This is a genomic window from Chitinophaga rupis, from assembly GCF_900109685.1.
GTDB lineage: Bacteria > Bacteroidota > Bacteroidia > Chitinophagales > Chitinophagaceae > Chitinophaga > Chitinophaga rupis.
Window position 1 is genome coordinate 1101600 of the sequence record NZ_FOBB01000002.1, and the last position, 18083, is coordinate 1119682.

Below are 18083 nucleotides of genomic sequence, written 5' to 3' on the forward strand. Positions count from 1 at the left end.
CAGATATATGGAAACGAGGTATGACATTTTTTTTAAAGAACATCCACATCCGGCCGGATGGAAGCAGGAAGCCGATGATCTGCTCTATCATTTCTTCCGCACCTATGAAACGCCGGGGGCCTTTACAAGCGATATTGTACCGCATTTGAAGGCTTTACTTGAAGGCAGCGCACATGATGAGCTGCCGGATGACTGGGGATATTTCTGGGGGCATGTGTTGCCCCGCAAGGATTATGTTTATTTCATTGATGCAGCTGACATTAATAAAATCCCCGCAAAAGACGAAAACAGCTGGGAAGGATCCGCATTGCATAATGAAGCCCTGGTAGAACAAACGATCAGCAAATACCTGAAAATACCAACAGCTGAATTATTAAAGTACTGTATGGAATGGGACGATTTCATAAAGAAAAATAAGCAACAACCTTAAGCCAAATAAATACGCCTACGAATAATCCTATGCATAAATCCCTATACCGCCTGTTGCTCTTATTACTCCTATGCATACCTTTCCTGGGCGCCAGCGCACAGGTAACGGAAACTCCTTTGGAGCAGCATATCCGCGCTGTATACAAGCTCGTACAGGAGCGCAGGGCCAACCGTAACCTGCAGGGACAGGATCTGTATGACCAGCTAAAGGATACCTCCGGCTTTAAGCTGCCCGTAGGTATTGGCGGTACGGATAACGGACAGCCCCCTGTGATCATAGACAGTATACGTTTTTTACCGGACCATGCAGAGATCACCGCTTTCCTGGTAGTGCAGATGCCCGGTACCGACCGGGAGCTGATGTTTGCTGCACGCGGTATTCCCATTACCCGCAAAGGCGGGCTGGTAGGCACTGCCCGGCTGGAGCTGGTGAATGACCAGCCCTTTTACCCCTTTGGCGATAGCACCGCTATTGTGCTTAAAAGCGGAACCACCTTCGCGGAGTTTGACTGTAACGGCTTCAAGCGCCTGGGGCTGGGAGCAGATGTAGTATTGAGCCCCAAGCTGTCAAAGGAAAACGCAGATGGTACGCAGAATGAGCTGGAGCGCGTGAAAGGACATTTTGAGGTAGTGGCCAGTGACCTGAATGATATTATTGCCAACGTAAGCATTGAGCCTTTCCAGATAAGAGGCGTAAAGAACGTTACCTTTTCAGTAGAGGATGCCATTATTGATCTGAGCGATTATCATAATAGCGCAAACATGGTATTCCCCGCGGAATACAGTAAGCTATACAGTGCAGAAGACCTGGCCCTGTGGAGAGGATTTTACCTGCGCAGCTTCACCGTTACCCTGCCGGAAGAAGTAAAGGACCGTTCGCTGAAAGGACGGCGTAAATCATTCAGCGTACGTAATGCGCTGATAGATGAAAAAGGTTTCAGCGGCGAGCTGCTGGCCAGTAATCTGATACCGCTGGAAAGCGGCGATATGGGCGGCTGGGCCTTTTCACTGGACCAGGTAAGCCTGGGCTTTGTGGCCAACCAGTTCAAATACGGCAGCCTGGCTGGCGGCATTAATGTACCCATTACAGGTGATACAACAAAGTTTGCCTACTCCGCTATTTTTCACCCGGGCGTAGAATATATTTTTACCATTAAGCCGGAGAAGGAGGTTAGTTTCGATATCTTCTCAGCCGGTCACGTAACGCTGGAAAAATCATCTTTCCTGGAAGTATCGGTAAAGAATAAAGCATTCCAGGTAGCGGCTAATCTTACCGGCCTGCTGTCTATTGGTGGCGGCGTAAAAGGTGATGATTCAGCCAGCGCAGCCCCAGGCAAGGGCAATAACCTGGCCATACCCGATATACGCTTTGAGCAGCTGGTAGTTTCCACGCAGGCGCCCTTTATCCACAGCGGCACCTTTTCACTGAGCGGTAATACCAACCTGCCCAAGCTGGGCGGTTATGGTTTAAGTGTAGATCAGATCCAGTTTGTAAAGGATGGGGATGACCGTGGCATAGGCTTTACAGTACATCTGAACCTGATGGGCGGCAGCACCGCTTTTGCAGCAGAAGCCTCATTGGCGGTTTTGGGTACGGTGAAGGATGATAATGGCCGTTTTCGTTTCCGTTATCACCGCATTAAATTAAGCAGCATTGCTATTGATATAGACCAGGGACCGTTTGCACTGAAAGGCAGCCTGCTGTTCTTTAATGATCATAGTATTTATGGAGATGGGTTCCGTGGCGACATCGCTGCCCGCTTAAAAGTTGGTAAAAGTGCCGGCGGTTTAAAGGTGGCGGTTACCGCATTATTTGGCAGCGTAAATAATAACCGGTACTGGTATGCAGATGCGCTGGTAGAGTTTCCCGGCGCCATCCCGCTTTTCCCGCCGGTGGTGGCTACCGGCTTTGGCGGCGGTTTATACTACGGTGTAAAGCAGGTATCTGCAAAAGAAATGCAGGCCGGAGCAGTGGGTTACGAGATTGGTACAACGCCTACCGGCGTTAGCTATAAGCCGGATCCCAATGCAGGCCTGGGTTTAAAGGCTTCCATGAATTTTGCATTGAGCAATGAAAAGGTGCTGAACGGTATAGTAGGTTTTGAAATGGCCTTCAACAAAAGTGGGGGCTTAAGCCGCATTACCTTCCGTGGTCAGTGTAACGTAATTACACAACCTATTCCCGGTGTGCTGGATAAGATCAAAACAAAGTACGGGAAAATGCTGGAACATACAGATGGCAGCGCATCCGAAGCATTGAACAATGGCGCGGATGCCAGCGGCCAGATCTCTGTAGACCTGTTGGTGGATGCAGATTTCGAGAACAGCACTTTATTCTCCAGCTTCAAAACATATATTAATGTAGCCGGAGGCGTACTAAAGGGATCCGGTCCTAACGGGCTGGCCGGCGAGGGGGTAATGTATGTAGGGCCGGATGGCTGGTACATGCATCTGGGTACGCCATCCAACCCGATAGGCGTAGACGTGTTAGGCCTGGCAAGATCGCATTCCTATTTTATGATAGGAAAGGACCTGCCCGGAAGTCCGCCTCCGCCGCCAGGTGTAAGCGAGATCCTGGGCGGTATGGACCTGGATTACATGCGCGACCTGAATGCGCTGGGTAAAGGCAATGGTTTTGCTTTTGGCGCCGGGATGGACTTTGATACCGGCGATATGACCTTCCTGGTATTCTATGCGCGGCTGGCCGCTGGCCTTGGCTTTGACGTAATGCTGAAGAACTATGGACAGGGCGTGCGTTGTGAAGGAAGCAGCAGCCCCATAGGTATTAACGGCTGGTATGCCAATGGCCAGGTATATGCCTATTTCCAGGGTAAGATAGGCATTAAGGTGAACCTGCTCTTTAAGAAAGGGCGTTTTGATATTATTAACCTGGGCGCCGCAGCCGTATTGCAGGCCAAGCTGCCCAATCCTACCTGGATGCGCGGCATAGTAGGCGGCCATTTCAGCATATTGGGCGGGCTTGTGAAAGGTAACTGCCGTTTTGAAGTAACCTTAGGTAAGGAATGCCGTATTGTAGGCGATAACCTTTTTGCAGAAGCAGGGGTGAAGGTAATTGCAGATGCTACCCCCGGCGCAGGTGAAGGAGATGTAAATGTGTTTAATGCGCCCCAGCTGGTATTTAATATGCCGATAGGACAAACCTTTAATATCACGGACAACGACAATAAAGTACATAGTTTCCGCGCCAGGCTGGAATACTTTAATGTAAGGGACGGGGGCGCAAATATAGAGGGCGCGCAGGAATGGAATTCCGATAATACAACCGTGGTGATAAATACACCGGAGGTGCTGCCGCCGCAAAAGAAATTACGTTTAACCGCAAAGGTTACTTTTGAAGAAAGTGAGAATGGAAGCTGGAAACCCTTCCTGGTCGATAACCAGCCTTATGCTGAAGTGGTGGATAATGAATTTGCCACCGGCGAAGCACCGGATGTGATCGTACCTTCCAATGTGGCATATGCCTACCCCGTGCAGCAGCAGCTGAACTATTACAAGGATGAGACCCGCCAGGGATACATCATCCTTAAAAAGGGACAAGGATACCTGTTCAATGCCGGTACAGACTTTAAGCAGGTAGGCCGTGTAGCCATTGACGATAGCGCACCGCTGGAATTTGACCTGCAATACAACAGCGGCAAAATAAGCTTTGCTATCCCGGATGGCATGCAGGTGGATAAAGCCTACAGCCTGTCGCTGGTAAATGTGCCGGTAACAGCCGGCAGCTCCATAGACCGGAATGTGCAGAGCCAGCAAACCCAGGTGGCAGGCGGTGATGGCGGTGATGTAACCCTGCAAACGAAGAAAGCAGATGGCGCTATCAATAACCTGGAGGAAAAAGTGATCTACAACTACCAGTTCCACAGCAGCCGTTACAGCACTTTCAGTGAAAAAATAGACCGTTCTTCACTCTATTCCATGTACACCTGGCCAATCCGTAATACGGTATATGAGCTGGGGTATGTGATCAATAATCAGGAGCTGTTTGACCAGCAGGAAATAGATGCTGCCGGTAACAGCCAGGTATTGCAGTTTGAAGCGCTGCTGGATAATAATACCTGGTACCAGCAATACATTTATCCGTATGTGTATGAAGGCTACGGAACTTCGCCCTATATCAATATCACCTGGAGGGACCTGTCTGACAGGGGCCTGCCACCGGTGAAAGGCATTTACATGCGTCAAACGCCTAACGGGCTGCAATTCCAGCCGGGCGTGCCGGCGCAGTATAATGGCCTTTCAGGGTTCGTATACAACCTGCCGCATTATATAGAGCGGGATTACCTGGAGGTACAAAGCAGTATCGCCAATGCCTGGATCCACCGCTGGCTGCCATCCCTGTCGGACAAGCAGGCACATATGATTGCCACACCGTTTACGCCTGCAGGAGCGGGCGCCTACCGGTTCAGGGTAAAATATGTGCTGCCGGGAACCACTACGGTTACCTCGTCAAAGGAATTAACCATTCAAAATACTTTAGCAAACTAATGAGCGACAAGAGGATCATACGGAGCGGGATATACGCTTTACTGCTGACAGGCAGCCTGTTTTTCACAGGCAGGGCTGTGGCACAAAAAAGCAATGCAGTGACAAAGCCTGCACAGGTAGCTGTGATTGCCCGCCCGTTCAGGGACTCCGTTTTACTGCGCTGGGCCCCGGTAAATGAAGCGTTATGGAGCAGGGCTAACGTAAACGGGTATATGATTAAAAGATATACCCTGCTTCGCAACGGCGCCTTATTGCCCGTGCCGGAAGAGGCATTGCTTACCAGCCAGCCCCTGCATCCCTTGCCGTTAAAGGCCTGGGAGCAGGTGGTAAAGGAAAATGAGAAATATGGCGCTGTGGCGGCGCAGGCTATATATGGAGATAACTTCCAGGTAGACATGCCGGATAAAAAGTCGGCGGCAGGTATCATCGAAATATATCACAAGTCGCAGGAATTGCAGACGCGATATAGCTTTGCGCTGTTCTCCGCCGACCAGTCCTTTACGGTAGCGCGTGCGGCTGCACTGGCGTTTGTGGATAAAACTGCCGATCCCAGGGAGAAATATCTGTACCAGGTATATATTGCCGCCGGTGCGGCCGGCCCTGCATCTGATACCGGTTTTGTATTTACCGGCTATGCAGATCATCAGCCCCTGCCGGCGCCCCGTGACCTGCAGGCCGTGAATGCACAAAAAGCGGTGTTGCTGAGCTGGAACAAGAATCTGCTGGAGCATGTGTTTACCGCTTACCAGGTAGAGCGTTCGGATGATGAAGGCAAAACCTTTCACAGCCTGGAGCAGGAGCCTGTTGTAAATGCGGATAATGAGGCCAAAGCCACCGGCGCCCAGCAAAGGTTCTTCCGGATAGATACCGTACAGGAGCTGGACCACCGCTACGTGTACCGTATCAAAGGCATCTCGCCGTTCGGGGAGATCAGCCCGCCCTCAGATACTGCGCAGGTATATGTAACAGCCATGCTGGCCGCGCGCCCAAGCATTACAGATGCAGTGGTGCTGAATAACAGCCAGGTAAGCCTGCAATGGTACATGCCCCCGGGCAAGGCCCGTGTCAGGGCTTTTGAGCTGGAAAGGGCCGTTGCTGCCAACAAACCCTATAAAAAGATCAATCAAAAGGAGCTGAAGCCCATTGATTCATTTTTCGTAGATGAGTCTCCGTTAGCTTCCAATTATTACCGCGTAAAAGTTATAACGAATGACGGGCAGGTATCCTGGTCGCTGCCGCGTTTTGTACAGTTGGAGGATAGCACGCCGCCGGCGGCGCCTGCAGGGCTTACAGGCAAGATCTCAGACAAAGGCGTGGTGCAGCTTTCCTGGCCGGCCAATAAGGAAAGGGACCTGTATGCATACCGCGTATTCCGGGCAAACGTGCCGGACGCAGAATTTGTGCAGGTAACAAAAGAGCCGCTGTTGCGCAACAGCTTTACAGATACGATCACTATCAACACTCTTACAAAATATGTGTATTATAAAGTAGTGGCGCTGGACGGGCATTATAACCCTTCTGAGTTCTCACTGCCCCTGCAATTGAAACGCCCGGATATTATACCGCCGGTACCGCCTTCTTTTACAGACCTGCAGGCCGGGGAAAACGGCATCTTCCTGCAATGGCAGCGCAGCACCAGCGAAGATGTGGTGCAGCATGAGCTGCTGCGTTCAAAAGATACCGCATGGCAGTTAATGCATGTTTTTGCATCAGCAGATACTACCGGCGCTTATACGGATACCAGCGCCCTGCCGGGTGTTACCTACCGTTACGCAGTAGCTGCAGTGGACGATAGCCACCTGCGTTCGCTGTCCAAACCGGTGAGCGCAGCACGCATCAGCATGGGACAATCCAACAGGCCGGCTTTAAAGGCAGCTGTTGACCGGGAGCATAAACGTATTGTATTGCGCTGGCAACGTGGAGGGAACATAACAAAATACTGGCTTTACCGCGCTGAAACGGGCAAACCTTACCGTTTGTACAGCACCCTGGCCGGTAATGAAAATGCATTCACCGATGAATCGCTTTTCATCAACACCACTTACCGGTATAAATTAAAAAGTTTTGACAAACAGCAGAATAGTGCAATGAGTGAAGAAGTGCAGGTGCAGTATTAATATAACAGGTTATCCCTTATACGAACTATGATGAACCAGATAAAGAAAACGGCCTTCTTTTTATTGCTGCTGTTACCGTTCCTGGTACGGTGCATGCCGGCGCATGCACAGCAGTATGTGCTGTCCTATACCGCAAACGCAGGTTATTACCGCTACTGGCAGGACCAGGTATGGGATGAAGAGGAGCAGATATGGCGCCAGGTAACGGAAACCTATTGGTACCCTACCACTGATTTTAAAGTATGGGGCTACACTTTCCAGGTGGAATATACCAACGGCACCTTTCAGAACGTTACGCTAACGCCCTATACTACCTCCTACACCAGCAGTACGCAGATAACCTATGCCGGCGTAGTGCTTCTGAGTGGTGTGCCCAAAAAAATACATTTTAAATGGGCGCTGGGTCTCACAAATGGCAGCTACATCATTAACCCAACTTATGATAATGTGTATAACTACCCATCCAACGGTTGTATGATGTACCCCATAAATGCGGGTGACGGCTACTTCCATGATCCCTACCAGGATTATCATGGCGGTGTTATCCTCAATCCCCAGATTTACACGATTGAATCGAATAAGCCTGCCAATCTTTCCGGCGTAAATACCCTTTGCGGTGGGCAAACAGCTGTTTTAAAGGCGCCCTGTATATTTACCGAGAACAGCTACGCTTTTCTGAAACCGGCCGGCGCGGTAGATTATAATGATAATTTTACCTGGGAGGTAAGCGAAGACCTCTCATCCTGGAAGACCCTAACCAAATATAAAGGCCAGATTACGATCGATGAGAATGACTACAATACTGTAAAATATAATACGCCCCATTATTACCGGGTAAGAATGGGGCCTATTACCAGCGAGGTATCAGATGCCATTACTTTTAAAATGCCCGCACCCGCGCCCAATATGCGGGATGCCCAGTCGCCCCAGTGTTATGGGGCAAAAGGTAAGATCGTGCTATCCGATTTCCGTTACCCGGATGGATCAGCCTATACCGGGCAGGAAACGCTGAATTTCAGCATTAAGCCGGTAGGTGGTTTTCCGGGTCCCAACATACCCAGCACCAGCGGTTCCATTACATTCGATAACCTGGACGCGGGAGATTATGAAGTAGCGATCACTACTGCCGGCGGTTGTTCGCAGATCATTCCGCTCAGGATCAATCCACCGCCTGCAGCCATACAGGTAAGCGCTACGCCCGCCTGTTCCGGTGGCACCCCGGCATTGAATATGGGCGCAAGCGGGGGAGCAGGTGGTTACCAGTATTCTATTGATAACGGCAATACTTTCAGTACAAATACCCTGTTCACCAACCTGCTGCCAGGTACTACTTACCAGCTGGCAGTAAGGGATGCCAATAACTGTACTATGCAGTCCTCCATACTATTACCGGCTGCAGTAACTGTACAGGCAACGCCCCAGGACCCTTCCGCTCCCGGCGCTGCAGATGGCAGCATTACCCTTAATCCGGGCGGTGGGGCAGGAGCGCCTTATACCTACAGCCTGGATAATGTGAACTGGCAAAGCAACAATGTATTCAGCGGGCTTGCACAAGGTAGCTATAGCTGCCTGGCTAAAGATGTGAATGGCTGTATCAGCGCCGCGCTGCCTGTAACCCTGCAGGATCCTTTGCCCGTAAGCGTATCAACCGCTGTAACGCAAATATCCTGTTATGGCCGGTCCGATGGCCGCGTAGAGGTAAGCGCCAGCGGCGGCAAGCCACCGTTCACTTTTTCCAGCGATGGCATTACTTTTTTACCCATTAATACTTTTAGCGGCCTGGCCGACGGTAGATATACGGTATGGGCAAAAGACAGCAAAGGCACTACCAGCAGCGCCGATTTTACGATTACAATGCCGCCGGCATTGAGCGTCACTATCAGCAGCAGCAAAAATGCTGTATGTAAAGGTGTGGCCAATGGCCAGATCACTGTTAGCGCTACCGGCGGTACCGGTGCCTTTCAATATGCCCTGAATACCGGTGCTTACCAGGCCCAACCCACCTTTAATGTAGCTGCAGGCCAGTATACCGTTACTGTGATGGATGCCAACAGCTGCAGCGCTGCTACCCCACAGGTGAGCATTGCAGAGCCGGCGCAGGCAGTAAGCATTACCGCCACCCCGGCTGCAGCCAACTGTAACGGGGAAGCCAGTGGTAGTATAACCGTTGGGGTTAGTAACGGTACGGCGCCCTTCCGCTACCAGGTAAGCGGCGGCGCCTGGCAAACAGACCCGGTGCTGAGCAGACTAGTGGCCGGCACCTATACGATAAATGTGGAGGATAACAATGGCTGCCCGGCCAGCAAACCGGGGATCACCATCAATGAGCCGCCGCTGCTTACAATTGCCCGGGATGCACAAACAGACGCTACCTGTTTTAATGCCACAGATGGCAGCATCACTGTATCATCCGCAGGTGGTAGCGGCAATGTGCTGTATTATATTAATACAGCGCCAACAGTGCCCAACAGTACGGGCATTTTTAAAGGTTTGGCAGCAGGCAGCTATATCATTACTGCTAAGGATGATCATAACTGTACCGCTGTGGTAAGCGGCAGCATTGGACAACCAGCTGTATTGCAGCTGACCGCTAATGTTACCCCCGTTACCTGTTATGGCAATGCCAATGGCCAGTTCACCCTGCAAGCTGCAGGCGGCACCGGACCTTATGTATACGCTGCAGATGGCATTACTTACAATAGCAGCGCTACCTTTAAAAACCTGCCTGCAGGTACTTATACCTATTACACAAAAGACAGTCATAACTGTACTGCCAGCACACCTGTTGACATTAAGCAGCCGCCGGTACTTTCTTTTACTACGGCTGTCAGCAATGCTTTATGCCAGGGAGGCGCTACCGGTACTATTACCGTAACTGCTGCCGGTGGTACAGGCCCTTATCAATATAGTGTAGATGGCAATCCCTTCCAGCCCGGGAACGTGTTGAACAATGTTAGCGCCGGTACCCCGCTGGTAAGTGTAATGGATGCCAATAGCTGTGTGAAAAGCAATAATGTACCTGTAGGAGAGCCAGCAGCGCTCACTTTGCAGGTAATAAACAAACAGCCGGCTAAGTGCTTTGGCGGCAGCGATGGTGCAATAACCGTGCAAGCCGGCGGCGGCACAGGCCCCTACCAGTATGCCATTAACAGCGGTGCTTACCAGGCATCGCCTGTCTTTAGCACACTGTCAGCAGGTACGTATACCATTTCCGTGCAGGATGCCAATGCCTGTACTTTTAGTATACCCGCTACTGTTAGCGAGCCGGAAGAGCTGTCATTACGAATGGGAAGCAAAATCAACATTCTTTGTGCGGGCGCTTCCACCGGCAGTATGCAGCTGCAGGCAACAGGTGGTGTGGGCGCTTACCTGTATAGCCTGGATGGTGCAACCTTCCAGACAAATGGTACTTACAGTCAATTGCCTGCAGGTAATTACACCATCACTATAAAAGATAATAACCAGTGTACAGCCGCCTTCCCGGTGCAGCTGGTAGACCTGTATGCACCGCTCAGCGCTTCGCTGAATGCAGCGGCGCCGGCTACCTGCGCCGATAAAGGGAGTATTACAGTAACTAATGTACAGGGCGGACTATCACCCTATACTTACAGCCTGGATAATGCCAGCTATACCACAGATCCCGTGTTCAGCAATTTGTATAATGGAGATTATACCGTATATATTAAAGATGCCAATGCCTGTACCATTACCCGTAGTATTTCGCCCTATGGTCCTGTGAGCATGCGTGGTACACTGCAGCTGCAGCCGGTGTTGTGTAATGCACAAAGCAATGGCAGCATAAAAGTAACGAATGTAAGCGGCGGTAATAACGTATACGAATACTCGCTCGATGGTATTACTTACCAATCCTCCAGCGAATTCCTGAACCTGCGCGCAGGTGTGTACCAGGTACATGTGCGGGATATACCTTATACCTGCCAGGTAGTACTAACAGGAGAAGTGAAGGAACCTGCGCCCCTGGCATTACAGCTGACCAGTAATATACCCGTGAGCTGCTTTAATGGGAACAATGGCGCGCTAACTGTAAAGGGTACCGGTGGCGCCGGCAGCTATGCATTCTCATTGAATGGAGGCGCCTTTAATACAGCCGCCAGCTTTACCGCTTTAAGTGCCGGTAATTATACCATACAGGTGAAGGATGCCAACAGCTGCATCAGCCAGCTGCCAGCTACGGTTGCACAGCCCGCGGTGCTGACCGCAGCCATAGCATCCAGCAGGAATATATCCTGTTCCGGCAAGGGGGATGGACAAATAACCATCAATGCCGGCGGTGGTACTACACCTTACCTTTATTCCCTGGATGGCGTCAATTATCAGAACAATCCCGTATTCGCCAACCTGCAAAAAGGCAGCTACACTATACAGGTGAAGGATAATAATGGCTGTACACAGCAGGTAACAGGTACTATTACGGAACCATCGGCCCTACAAATGCAGGTGCTGCAAACAACAGACATTGCCTGCTTTGGCACAGCTACCGGCCAAATCACTATTGCAGCCAGCGGCGGAGCCGGCGCCTACACGTTTGCGCTGAACAACTTACCGGCGCAGGGGAGTGGGGTATTTACAAATTTAACGGCCGGCAGCTACCTGTTGTCTGTGAATGATGCCAATGCCTGCAGCTCCCGTGAAACTATTACCTTACAACAACCGGCACTGCTGCAGCTTTCCAAACAGGTGCAACAACCTACCTGTAACTATGGAACAGATGGTAGTGTAGCCTTTACCGTAAGCGGTGGCCAGACGCCTTATACTTATAGCTGGAACAATAGCAGCAATACAGGCAACACCCTCAGCAACCTGGGCGGCGGCATGTACAAGGTAACCGTAACGGACGCTAATGGATGCCAGCAGCAGGACAGCGCCCTGCTGGTACAACCAACGGCCATGGAGCTGAATGTAGGATTTGAGGATACCGTGCTTTGCGTAGGACAAACCATTACCGTAGATGCCGGTAATCCCGGCGCCAGCTATTCCTGGGTTTCTGATGCCGGTTTCAGTGATAACCGGCAGGCGGTGCAGCTCAACAAGGATGGGCATTATACCGTAACGGTCACCACCCCATCCGGCTGTGTGGCAAAAGATTCCTTTAACATTACTACCTCCGCCAGTGCATTGCAGGCTGATTTCCTGCTGTCGTCCTATGGCACTGTGGGCGATACCGTGATGGTGGTGGACGTATCCAAACCTAAACCGGCCACCCATGAGTGGACCTTACCCCTGGGCGCAGTGGACGCAGGCAGTGCAGCAGAGGGCACCATCCGCCAGCTGTTGTTCAATAATACCGGGGTATATACCATTCAGATGCTGGTAAGCCTGGGCGAATGCGCGGATATGATCAGCAAAACCATTACCATACTGCCTAAGTCACAACAAGGCGAGGTGGATAGCTTGCTGGGTTACCGCGAACGGTTAATAAAAGAAATAACCGCTTATCCTAATCCGAACGATGGACCTTTTAAGGTACGCGTGAAATTATCCAAAGCGGCCGATATACAGCTTAAGCTTATCAGCTTTAATAACGGGGATGTGGTAACGGTTAAAACCGCCGGCGGGTTGGATAATTATGAAATACCTTTTGATGCGTCACAGCTGCCGCAGGGTATTTACGTCATAGCTGTGCAGGTGGAAAAGGAATACCAGGTAATAAGAGTGCTGAAATTGTAAGCCTTACTAAAATATGCCACATCTTTCGGGGTGTGGCATATTTTTTCTGATAGCAGGTTAAGTGTCATTTGTACAATAAAAAATAGTTGTATATTGTATATCCCATCCGGCCCTGTAATACGGATGGCAGTTGAACCACTCAACCGACAACTATGCGTTATAAAAAACTGATCGTACTCACTGCCGCTGTTATCACCGGTCTTACAGCCTTTGCACAAACCCAGCTCACCGTGCAGGCCAATAAACCCATTACCAATGTGCCTCCCAATATGTGGGGTATTTTCTTTGAAGACATCAATTTTGCAGCAGATGGTGGTTTGTATGCGGAGCTGGTGAAGAACCGCTCCTTTGAGTTCTTTGCGCCGCTCATGGGCTGGAAGGAAGTAAAACAAAATAAAGACACTGGTCATATCCTCATAGTGAACCGCACAGCAGATAACACGGCCAACCCGCGTTACGCCGCCCTTACCGTAGATGCGCCCAATGGCAGCTACGGCTTATCCAACGAAGGTTTCCGCGGCATGGGCATTACAAAGGGGCAGCAGTATAATTTTTCCATGTGGGCCAATGCGCCCGCCGGTACCGGCCTGCAGGCCAGGGTAGTGCTGCTGGATGAAAAGGATCAGCCCATTGGGGAAGCTGCCCTAAGCGGTTTCCACGATGGCTGGCAGCCCTATAAAGTATCCCTTACCGCCACCGGCACAGCCGCAAAAGGTAAGCTGCAGCTGTTATTCAAAGGGCAGGGGAGCATAGACCTTGATATGGTATCCCTGTTCCCGGCCAATACCTGGAAGAACCGGCCCAATGGCCTGCGCGCCGACCTGGCGCAAATGCTGGCCGATCTTAAACCCGGGTTCATCCGCTTTCCCGGTGGTTGTATTGTGGAAGGGCGGGACCTGGCCAACCGTTATCAATGGAAGAAAACAGTAGGTAAGCCGGAGGAGCGTACCCTGATCGTAAACCGCTGGAATACAGAATTTTCATACCGCTCTACACCGGATTATTTCCAGAGCTTTGGCCTGGGCTTCTTTGAATATTTTCAGCTGGCAGAAGATATTGGCGCCGCGCCACTGCCCATCCTTAACTGCGGCATGGCCTGCCAGTTCAATACCGGTGAGGTGGTAGCCATGAATGAGCTGGACCCTTATGTACAGGATGCGCTGGACCTCATAGAGTTTGCCAATGGCGATGCCAGCACCAAATGGGGCGCGCTGCGTGCTGCCATGGGCCATCCTGCGCCATTCCATTTAACCATGATGGGGGTGGGCAATGAACAGTGGGACCCGCAGTACATAGAACGGTATAAGATCTTTGAGCAGGCCATTAAATCAAAATACCCGGATATTAAGCTGGTATCCAGCGCAGGCCCGTTCTCCAAAGGTCCTATGTTTGATTATTTGTGGAAAGAGCTGAAAAGCAGCCGGGCCGATTTTATTGATGAACATTATTACATGCCTCCGCAGTGGTTCCTGTCAAACGCAAGCCGTTATGATAATTACGACCGTAAGAAGGGTCCTAAGATCTTTGCGGGTGAATATGCCGCCCATACCAAAGAAGGTACGGAGCCGGAAAGCCGTAACACCTGGGGCAGCGCCCTGGCGGAAGCTGCTTTCATGACCGGGCTGGAACGTAATGCCGATGTGGTGCAGATGGCATCCTACGCCCCGCTGTTTGCCCATGTGGAAGCCTGGCAATGGCGCCCGGACCTTATCTGGTTCGATAACCTGAGGGCAGTTGGCACTCCTAACTATTATGTACAAAAGCTATTTTCGGCAAATAAAGGCACCCAGGTGGTGCCCATCCTGCAGAATGGAGCCGTACTGGCCGGTAAAGACAGCCTGTACGCCAGCGCCACTATAGATGCAGCCGCAAAACAGGTGATCCTGAAAATTGTAAATGTGTCCGCACACCCGCAATCCCTGCAAATAAACCTGCAGGGGGTTCAGGCCGCTAAAGGCGCTGCTCAGCAACAGGTGCTTACCGCCAATACCTTAGCTATTAATACGCTGGATGATCCGGGAAAAGTGGCGCCTGTTACGCAGTCCATCACTGCTGGTAACCGCCTATCCATTAATGCAGCCCCTGTTTCCCTGAATGTAATAGCTATTCCGTACAAATAATGGGAATGCGCGGTGGTGGCAACTGTTAGCCCAATATGCCATTAAAAGCGTACCGGTAAAACAGTGACGCCTAAATACGGCAATTTTCGTATTTTGTAGAATGGAATTCATCCTTGACTTTGACCTGCAGGGGAAAAATCACATAGTTAACATTAACCTGCATCATGAACAGGGGGCAACATTTTACCGGGCGCTGATAGATGAAGATCATGCCATAGATTACTACCGGCAGGAGAATGGTACGCTTAAACCTGTATTATCCAGTATTGTAGACAACGACCTGGTAAATGCGATTGCCACACGTTTGCTGGAGTGGCTGCATAAAGAAGGGAATGGTTTCTCTTCCGTTTCCTGATGGCTGCGTAAAACAGTCCATGGTCGATGGGCCATGGTCCATTGCATAGTACGTGTGATGAATAGTCCGTTATAGTCCATGGTCGATGGTCCATAGTCCATTGCATAGTACGTGTGATGAATAGTCCGGTGTGATGATGATACTTATAGCCGATAGTCCATCGAATTGCCCATAAACATATAACCAGTAAACTACTAATATCGTCCGTAATTCCCCGCACCGCTTATCCCGCGCAGCATGCAATGGACCATCGACTATGGACCATCGACTGTAGACTTCGTCCACACAAATCTCTTGTCCGTATTAGTAAACAATTCATCATTTACATCTTATTAACATTTTACCGTCGTAAATTGCAGAACTTGCACTGGGGCCTGTATCCGCTTGAAAGCAGTTCCTGCAGAACAACAGTAACCCATTTAACCAATACTATTATGTGGTGAAACAATGATGCAGAACAACGGATTGAAAAACTATCTTTTTTTACTGGAACTGGTGCGTGAGGAGGATATTGATACACTGGAATATTTATACCGGGGAGTACAGGAGCGTTACGAACAACAGCAGGAGAACACTCCGGGCGACCTGGAAAAATATCTGCGGTATTATCCCATTAAACTAAAAAGTGCCTGGCAGCTGGCCGCACAATGGCAGGCCCGCTACCCGCAATCCTATGCAGCGCATATTATCCTCGCAGATTGTATCCTGTCCGACGCCTATACGAAAAGGGGCACACAGCCCGTAGCATCCGCATCTGTTTACAGTTTAAGAAGCCTGAAAGATGGCATGGACCATGCAGGCGCATTGCTGGAAACGGCCGTAACGCTTTCCCGCAGGCCGTTCCATGCCTGGTTATACCTGGGCTATATGAATGCGGTAGACCCGCGTTATGGCACTGCCAAAGAATTTACGCTGGATGAAACCGGCGACCTGCATCAGCTGCCTTACTGGTATAAAAAAGCGCTGCAGCTGGAGCCCGCTTCCATCACTTTACGTATAGCCATGCTGGATGCCCTTCGCAAAACACCCCCGGAAATACACCAGGTAATTGCAAAGGATGACGAGCCGGTGTTCCACCGTCCGCCGGAGGTATGGTCAGACAGCATGCAGGCTTATGCCTATCTTTTATACAGCGGCCTGCCTGCCAATGCCCGTAATGAGGTACGCGCCGTATACCGTGGCCACTATGCATTTTACTGCTGGCTGGGTAAAAATGCCCCCGCAGAGGCACTCCCGCATATGGAGACCATGTACCGCCTAGCACCCCACCGGGGCGCACCGGCGCTGGCGCGGTTTTACGCCTGCCGTAAGGAGTGGGGTAAAGCCCTCCTTTACTTCAAGGAAGCGCTGTCTTATCACCCGGAGAATGTAGTATTATTATACGATTATGCCGGCTGTTTAAGCCAGGTCGATCCCGATAGCCACCAGGCAGTGGTATATTACCGGCGTGCTGCCCGCTATGGGCATCCGGCTGCAATGATGCGCCTGGGTGATATCTACCGGAAAGGACTAAACGCTCAGTCCATCCATCTTTTAAAAGCGCTGAACTATTACCAGGTGGCCCTGCAGGAAGGTTATATTCCCGCCGGCGAGCGCCTGGCGCAGCTATACTGGAGAGGAGAGGAAGGTAATACCGGCATCATTAACCGTGTAAAAGCCATTCATATACTGGAAAAAATTGTGCAGCAGGGCAGTGGCTGGGCCTGCGCCCGCCTGGCAGAGCTGGAGCTGGAAAAGCGTTCCCGTACGCACGACTACAGCGCTGCCACCCATTACGTGAACCTGGGTATGCACTATGGCAGCACACATTGTTATTACCTGGTAGGCAAGCGCATTTATGAGGGCCGCCTGTTGTGGAGAGGGGTGCATGTAGTACCCGGCAACTTCTTTAAACCCAATAAGGAAGACCGTAAAATGGCGCTGGAATATCTCATGAAAAGCGCCTCCCTGGGGTACCTGAAGGCTATGGCCTGCCTGGCGCGTTACTTTGATAAAGGCTATGAGGAGGACCGCGATCCCTATGCCGCGGCAGAATGGTATTGCAAAACCGCCGACCAGGACCTGCAGGATGAGGAAGGCTGCTGCTTTCCTGCCTTTAAAGCTGTTTTTTATGGAGATCATAAAGCCCGCAACCTGAAGTCAGCCGCGCGTTACCTGCACCAGGGCGCTACCGTGGCAGGTTCTGAATGCCAGAACCGCCTGGCCTTTGAGCTGCTCAAAGGTACTTTTGCCTATGATAGTAAAGGACAATTACAACCGCAGCTGGGCATAGCCAATGATCATAATATTCGTATAGCCTTAGGGTTATATGAGCGGTCGGCCGCAGTAGGGCATGTGGAATCTATGTATTGCCTGGCGGAATTTTATGAGCGTAATGCCGTTAGTAAAGCAGATCACCTGAAAGCTTTCCGCTACTTTTTACAGGCCGCTGAAGCCGGGAAAACCGTTGCCCAAAAAGAAGTAGGCTGTTATTACCTCAATGGCCTGGCCGTAGAAAAAAATGAAACCTATGCCATGTTCTGGTTAAGTATGGCAGCCGATAGCGGGGAGGTTACTGCGCGGGAGCTGCTGGATAGGGTTAAAAAGTAAAAGTTAAAAAGTAAAAAGTAAAAATTAATGCAGCGATGGAATGTTTGTTCGGGTATCGCTGCATTTCGCTTTTATACTCTGTATCATTTTTTACACTTATGATCTTATATTTTACTGCCATTTTATATTTAGCGTTGCCCTTTTACACTTATGGACCTTACATTTTACATCCTGGATTACCTTTTGCATTTATGATCTCACATTTTTACATTTAGCATTCCCCTTTTACATTTAGCATTTTATATTACCCTTTTGCATCTATTATTTTAATTTTTACTT

General features: G+C 50.5%; 7 protein-coding genes. All 7 read left to right on the forward strand.

Features of this window, described 5'->3' with window-relative positions:
* The first annotated feature begins 7 nt into the window (after positions 1-7).
* The 7 genes from BMZ54_RS11425 to BMZ54_RS11455 all read left to right on the forward strand — a co-directional run bounded on the left by BMZ54_RS11425 (position 8) and on the right by BMZ54_RS11455 (position 17804).
* Positions 8-430, forward strand: a complete 423-nt coding sequence (locus BMZ54_RS11425) for a hypothetical protein (protein WP_089910827.1) — start codon at positions 8-10, stop codon at positions 428-430.
* A gap of 29 nt (positions 431-459) precedes the next feature.
* Positions 460-4935, forward strand: coding sequence for a hypothetical protein (locus BMZ54_RS11430; protein ID WP_089910831.1), 4476 nt, complete (start codon positions 460-462; stop codon positions 4933-4935).
* Positions 4936-5033: 98 nt separating this feature from the next.
* Positions 5034-7052 (forward strand): fibronectin type III domain-containing protein, encoded by a 2019-nt coding sequence (locus BMZ54_RS11435; RefSeq protein WP_143080974.1) that lies wholly within the window; start codon positions 5034-5036, stop codon positions 7050-7052.
* A 27-nt stretch (positions 7053-7079) separates the two neighbouring features.
* Positions 7080-12740, forward strand: coding sequence for a hypothetical protein (locus tag BMZ54_RS11440; RefSeq protein WP_089910838.1), 5661 nt, complete (start codon positions 7080-7082; stop codon positions 12738-12740).
* Positions 12741-12892: 152 nt separating this feature from the next.
* On the forward strand, positions 12893-14860 hold the full coding sequence (locus tag BMZ54_RS11445) for an alpha-L-arabinofuranosidase C-terminal domain-containing protein (protein ID WP_089910841.1): 1968 nt from the start codon (positions 12893-12895) through the stop codon (positions 14858-14860).
* A 100-nt stretch (positions 14861-14960) separates the two neighbouring features.
* The gene (locus BMZ54_RS11450) at positions 14961-15215 is read left to right on the forward strand and encodes a hypothetical protein (protein WP_089910844.1); all 255 of its coding nucleotides are present in this window, start codon (positions 14961-14963) and stop codon (positions 15213-15215) included.
* 447 nt (positions 15216-15662) lie between these two features.
* The gene (locus tag BMZ54_RS11455) at positions 15663-17804 is read left to right on the forward strand and encodes a tetratricopeptide repeat protein (RefSeq protein ID WP_089910847.1); all 2142 of its coding nucleotides are present in this window, start codon (positions 15663-15665) and stop codon (positions 17802-17804) included.
* Positions 17805-18083: the final 279 nt, after the last annotated feature.

Excerpts from the sequence above, each read along its gene's own strand:
- BMZ54_RS11425 (WP_089910827.1), top strand. The coding sequence starts at position 8 with ATGGAAACGAGGTATGACATTTTTTTTAAAGAACATCCACATCCGGCC.
- BMZ54_RS11430 (WP_089910831.1), top strand. The coding sequence starts at position 460 with ATGCATAAATCCCTATACCGCCTGTTGCTCTTATTACTCCTATGCATA.
- BMZ54_RS11440 (WP_089910838.1), top strand. The coding sequence starts at position 7,080 with ATGATGAACCAGATAAAGAAAACGGCCTTCTTTTTATTGCTGCTGTTA.
- BMZ54_RS11445 (WP_089910841.1), top strand. The coding sequence starts at position 12,893 with ATGCGTTATAAAAAACTGATCGTACTCACTGCCGCTGTTATCACCGGT.
- BMZ54_RS11450 (WP_089910844.1), top strand. The coding sequence starts at position 14,961 with ATGGAATTCATCCTTGACTTTGACCTGCAGGGGAAAAATCACATAGTT.
- BMZ54_RS11455 (WP_089910847.1), top strand. The coding sequence starts at position 15,663 with ATGATGCAGAACAACGGATTGAAAAACTATCTTTTTTTACTGGAACTG.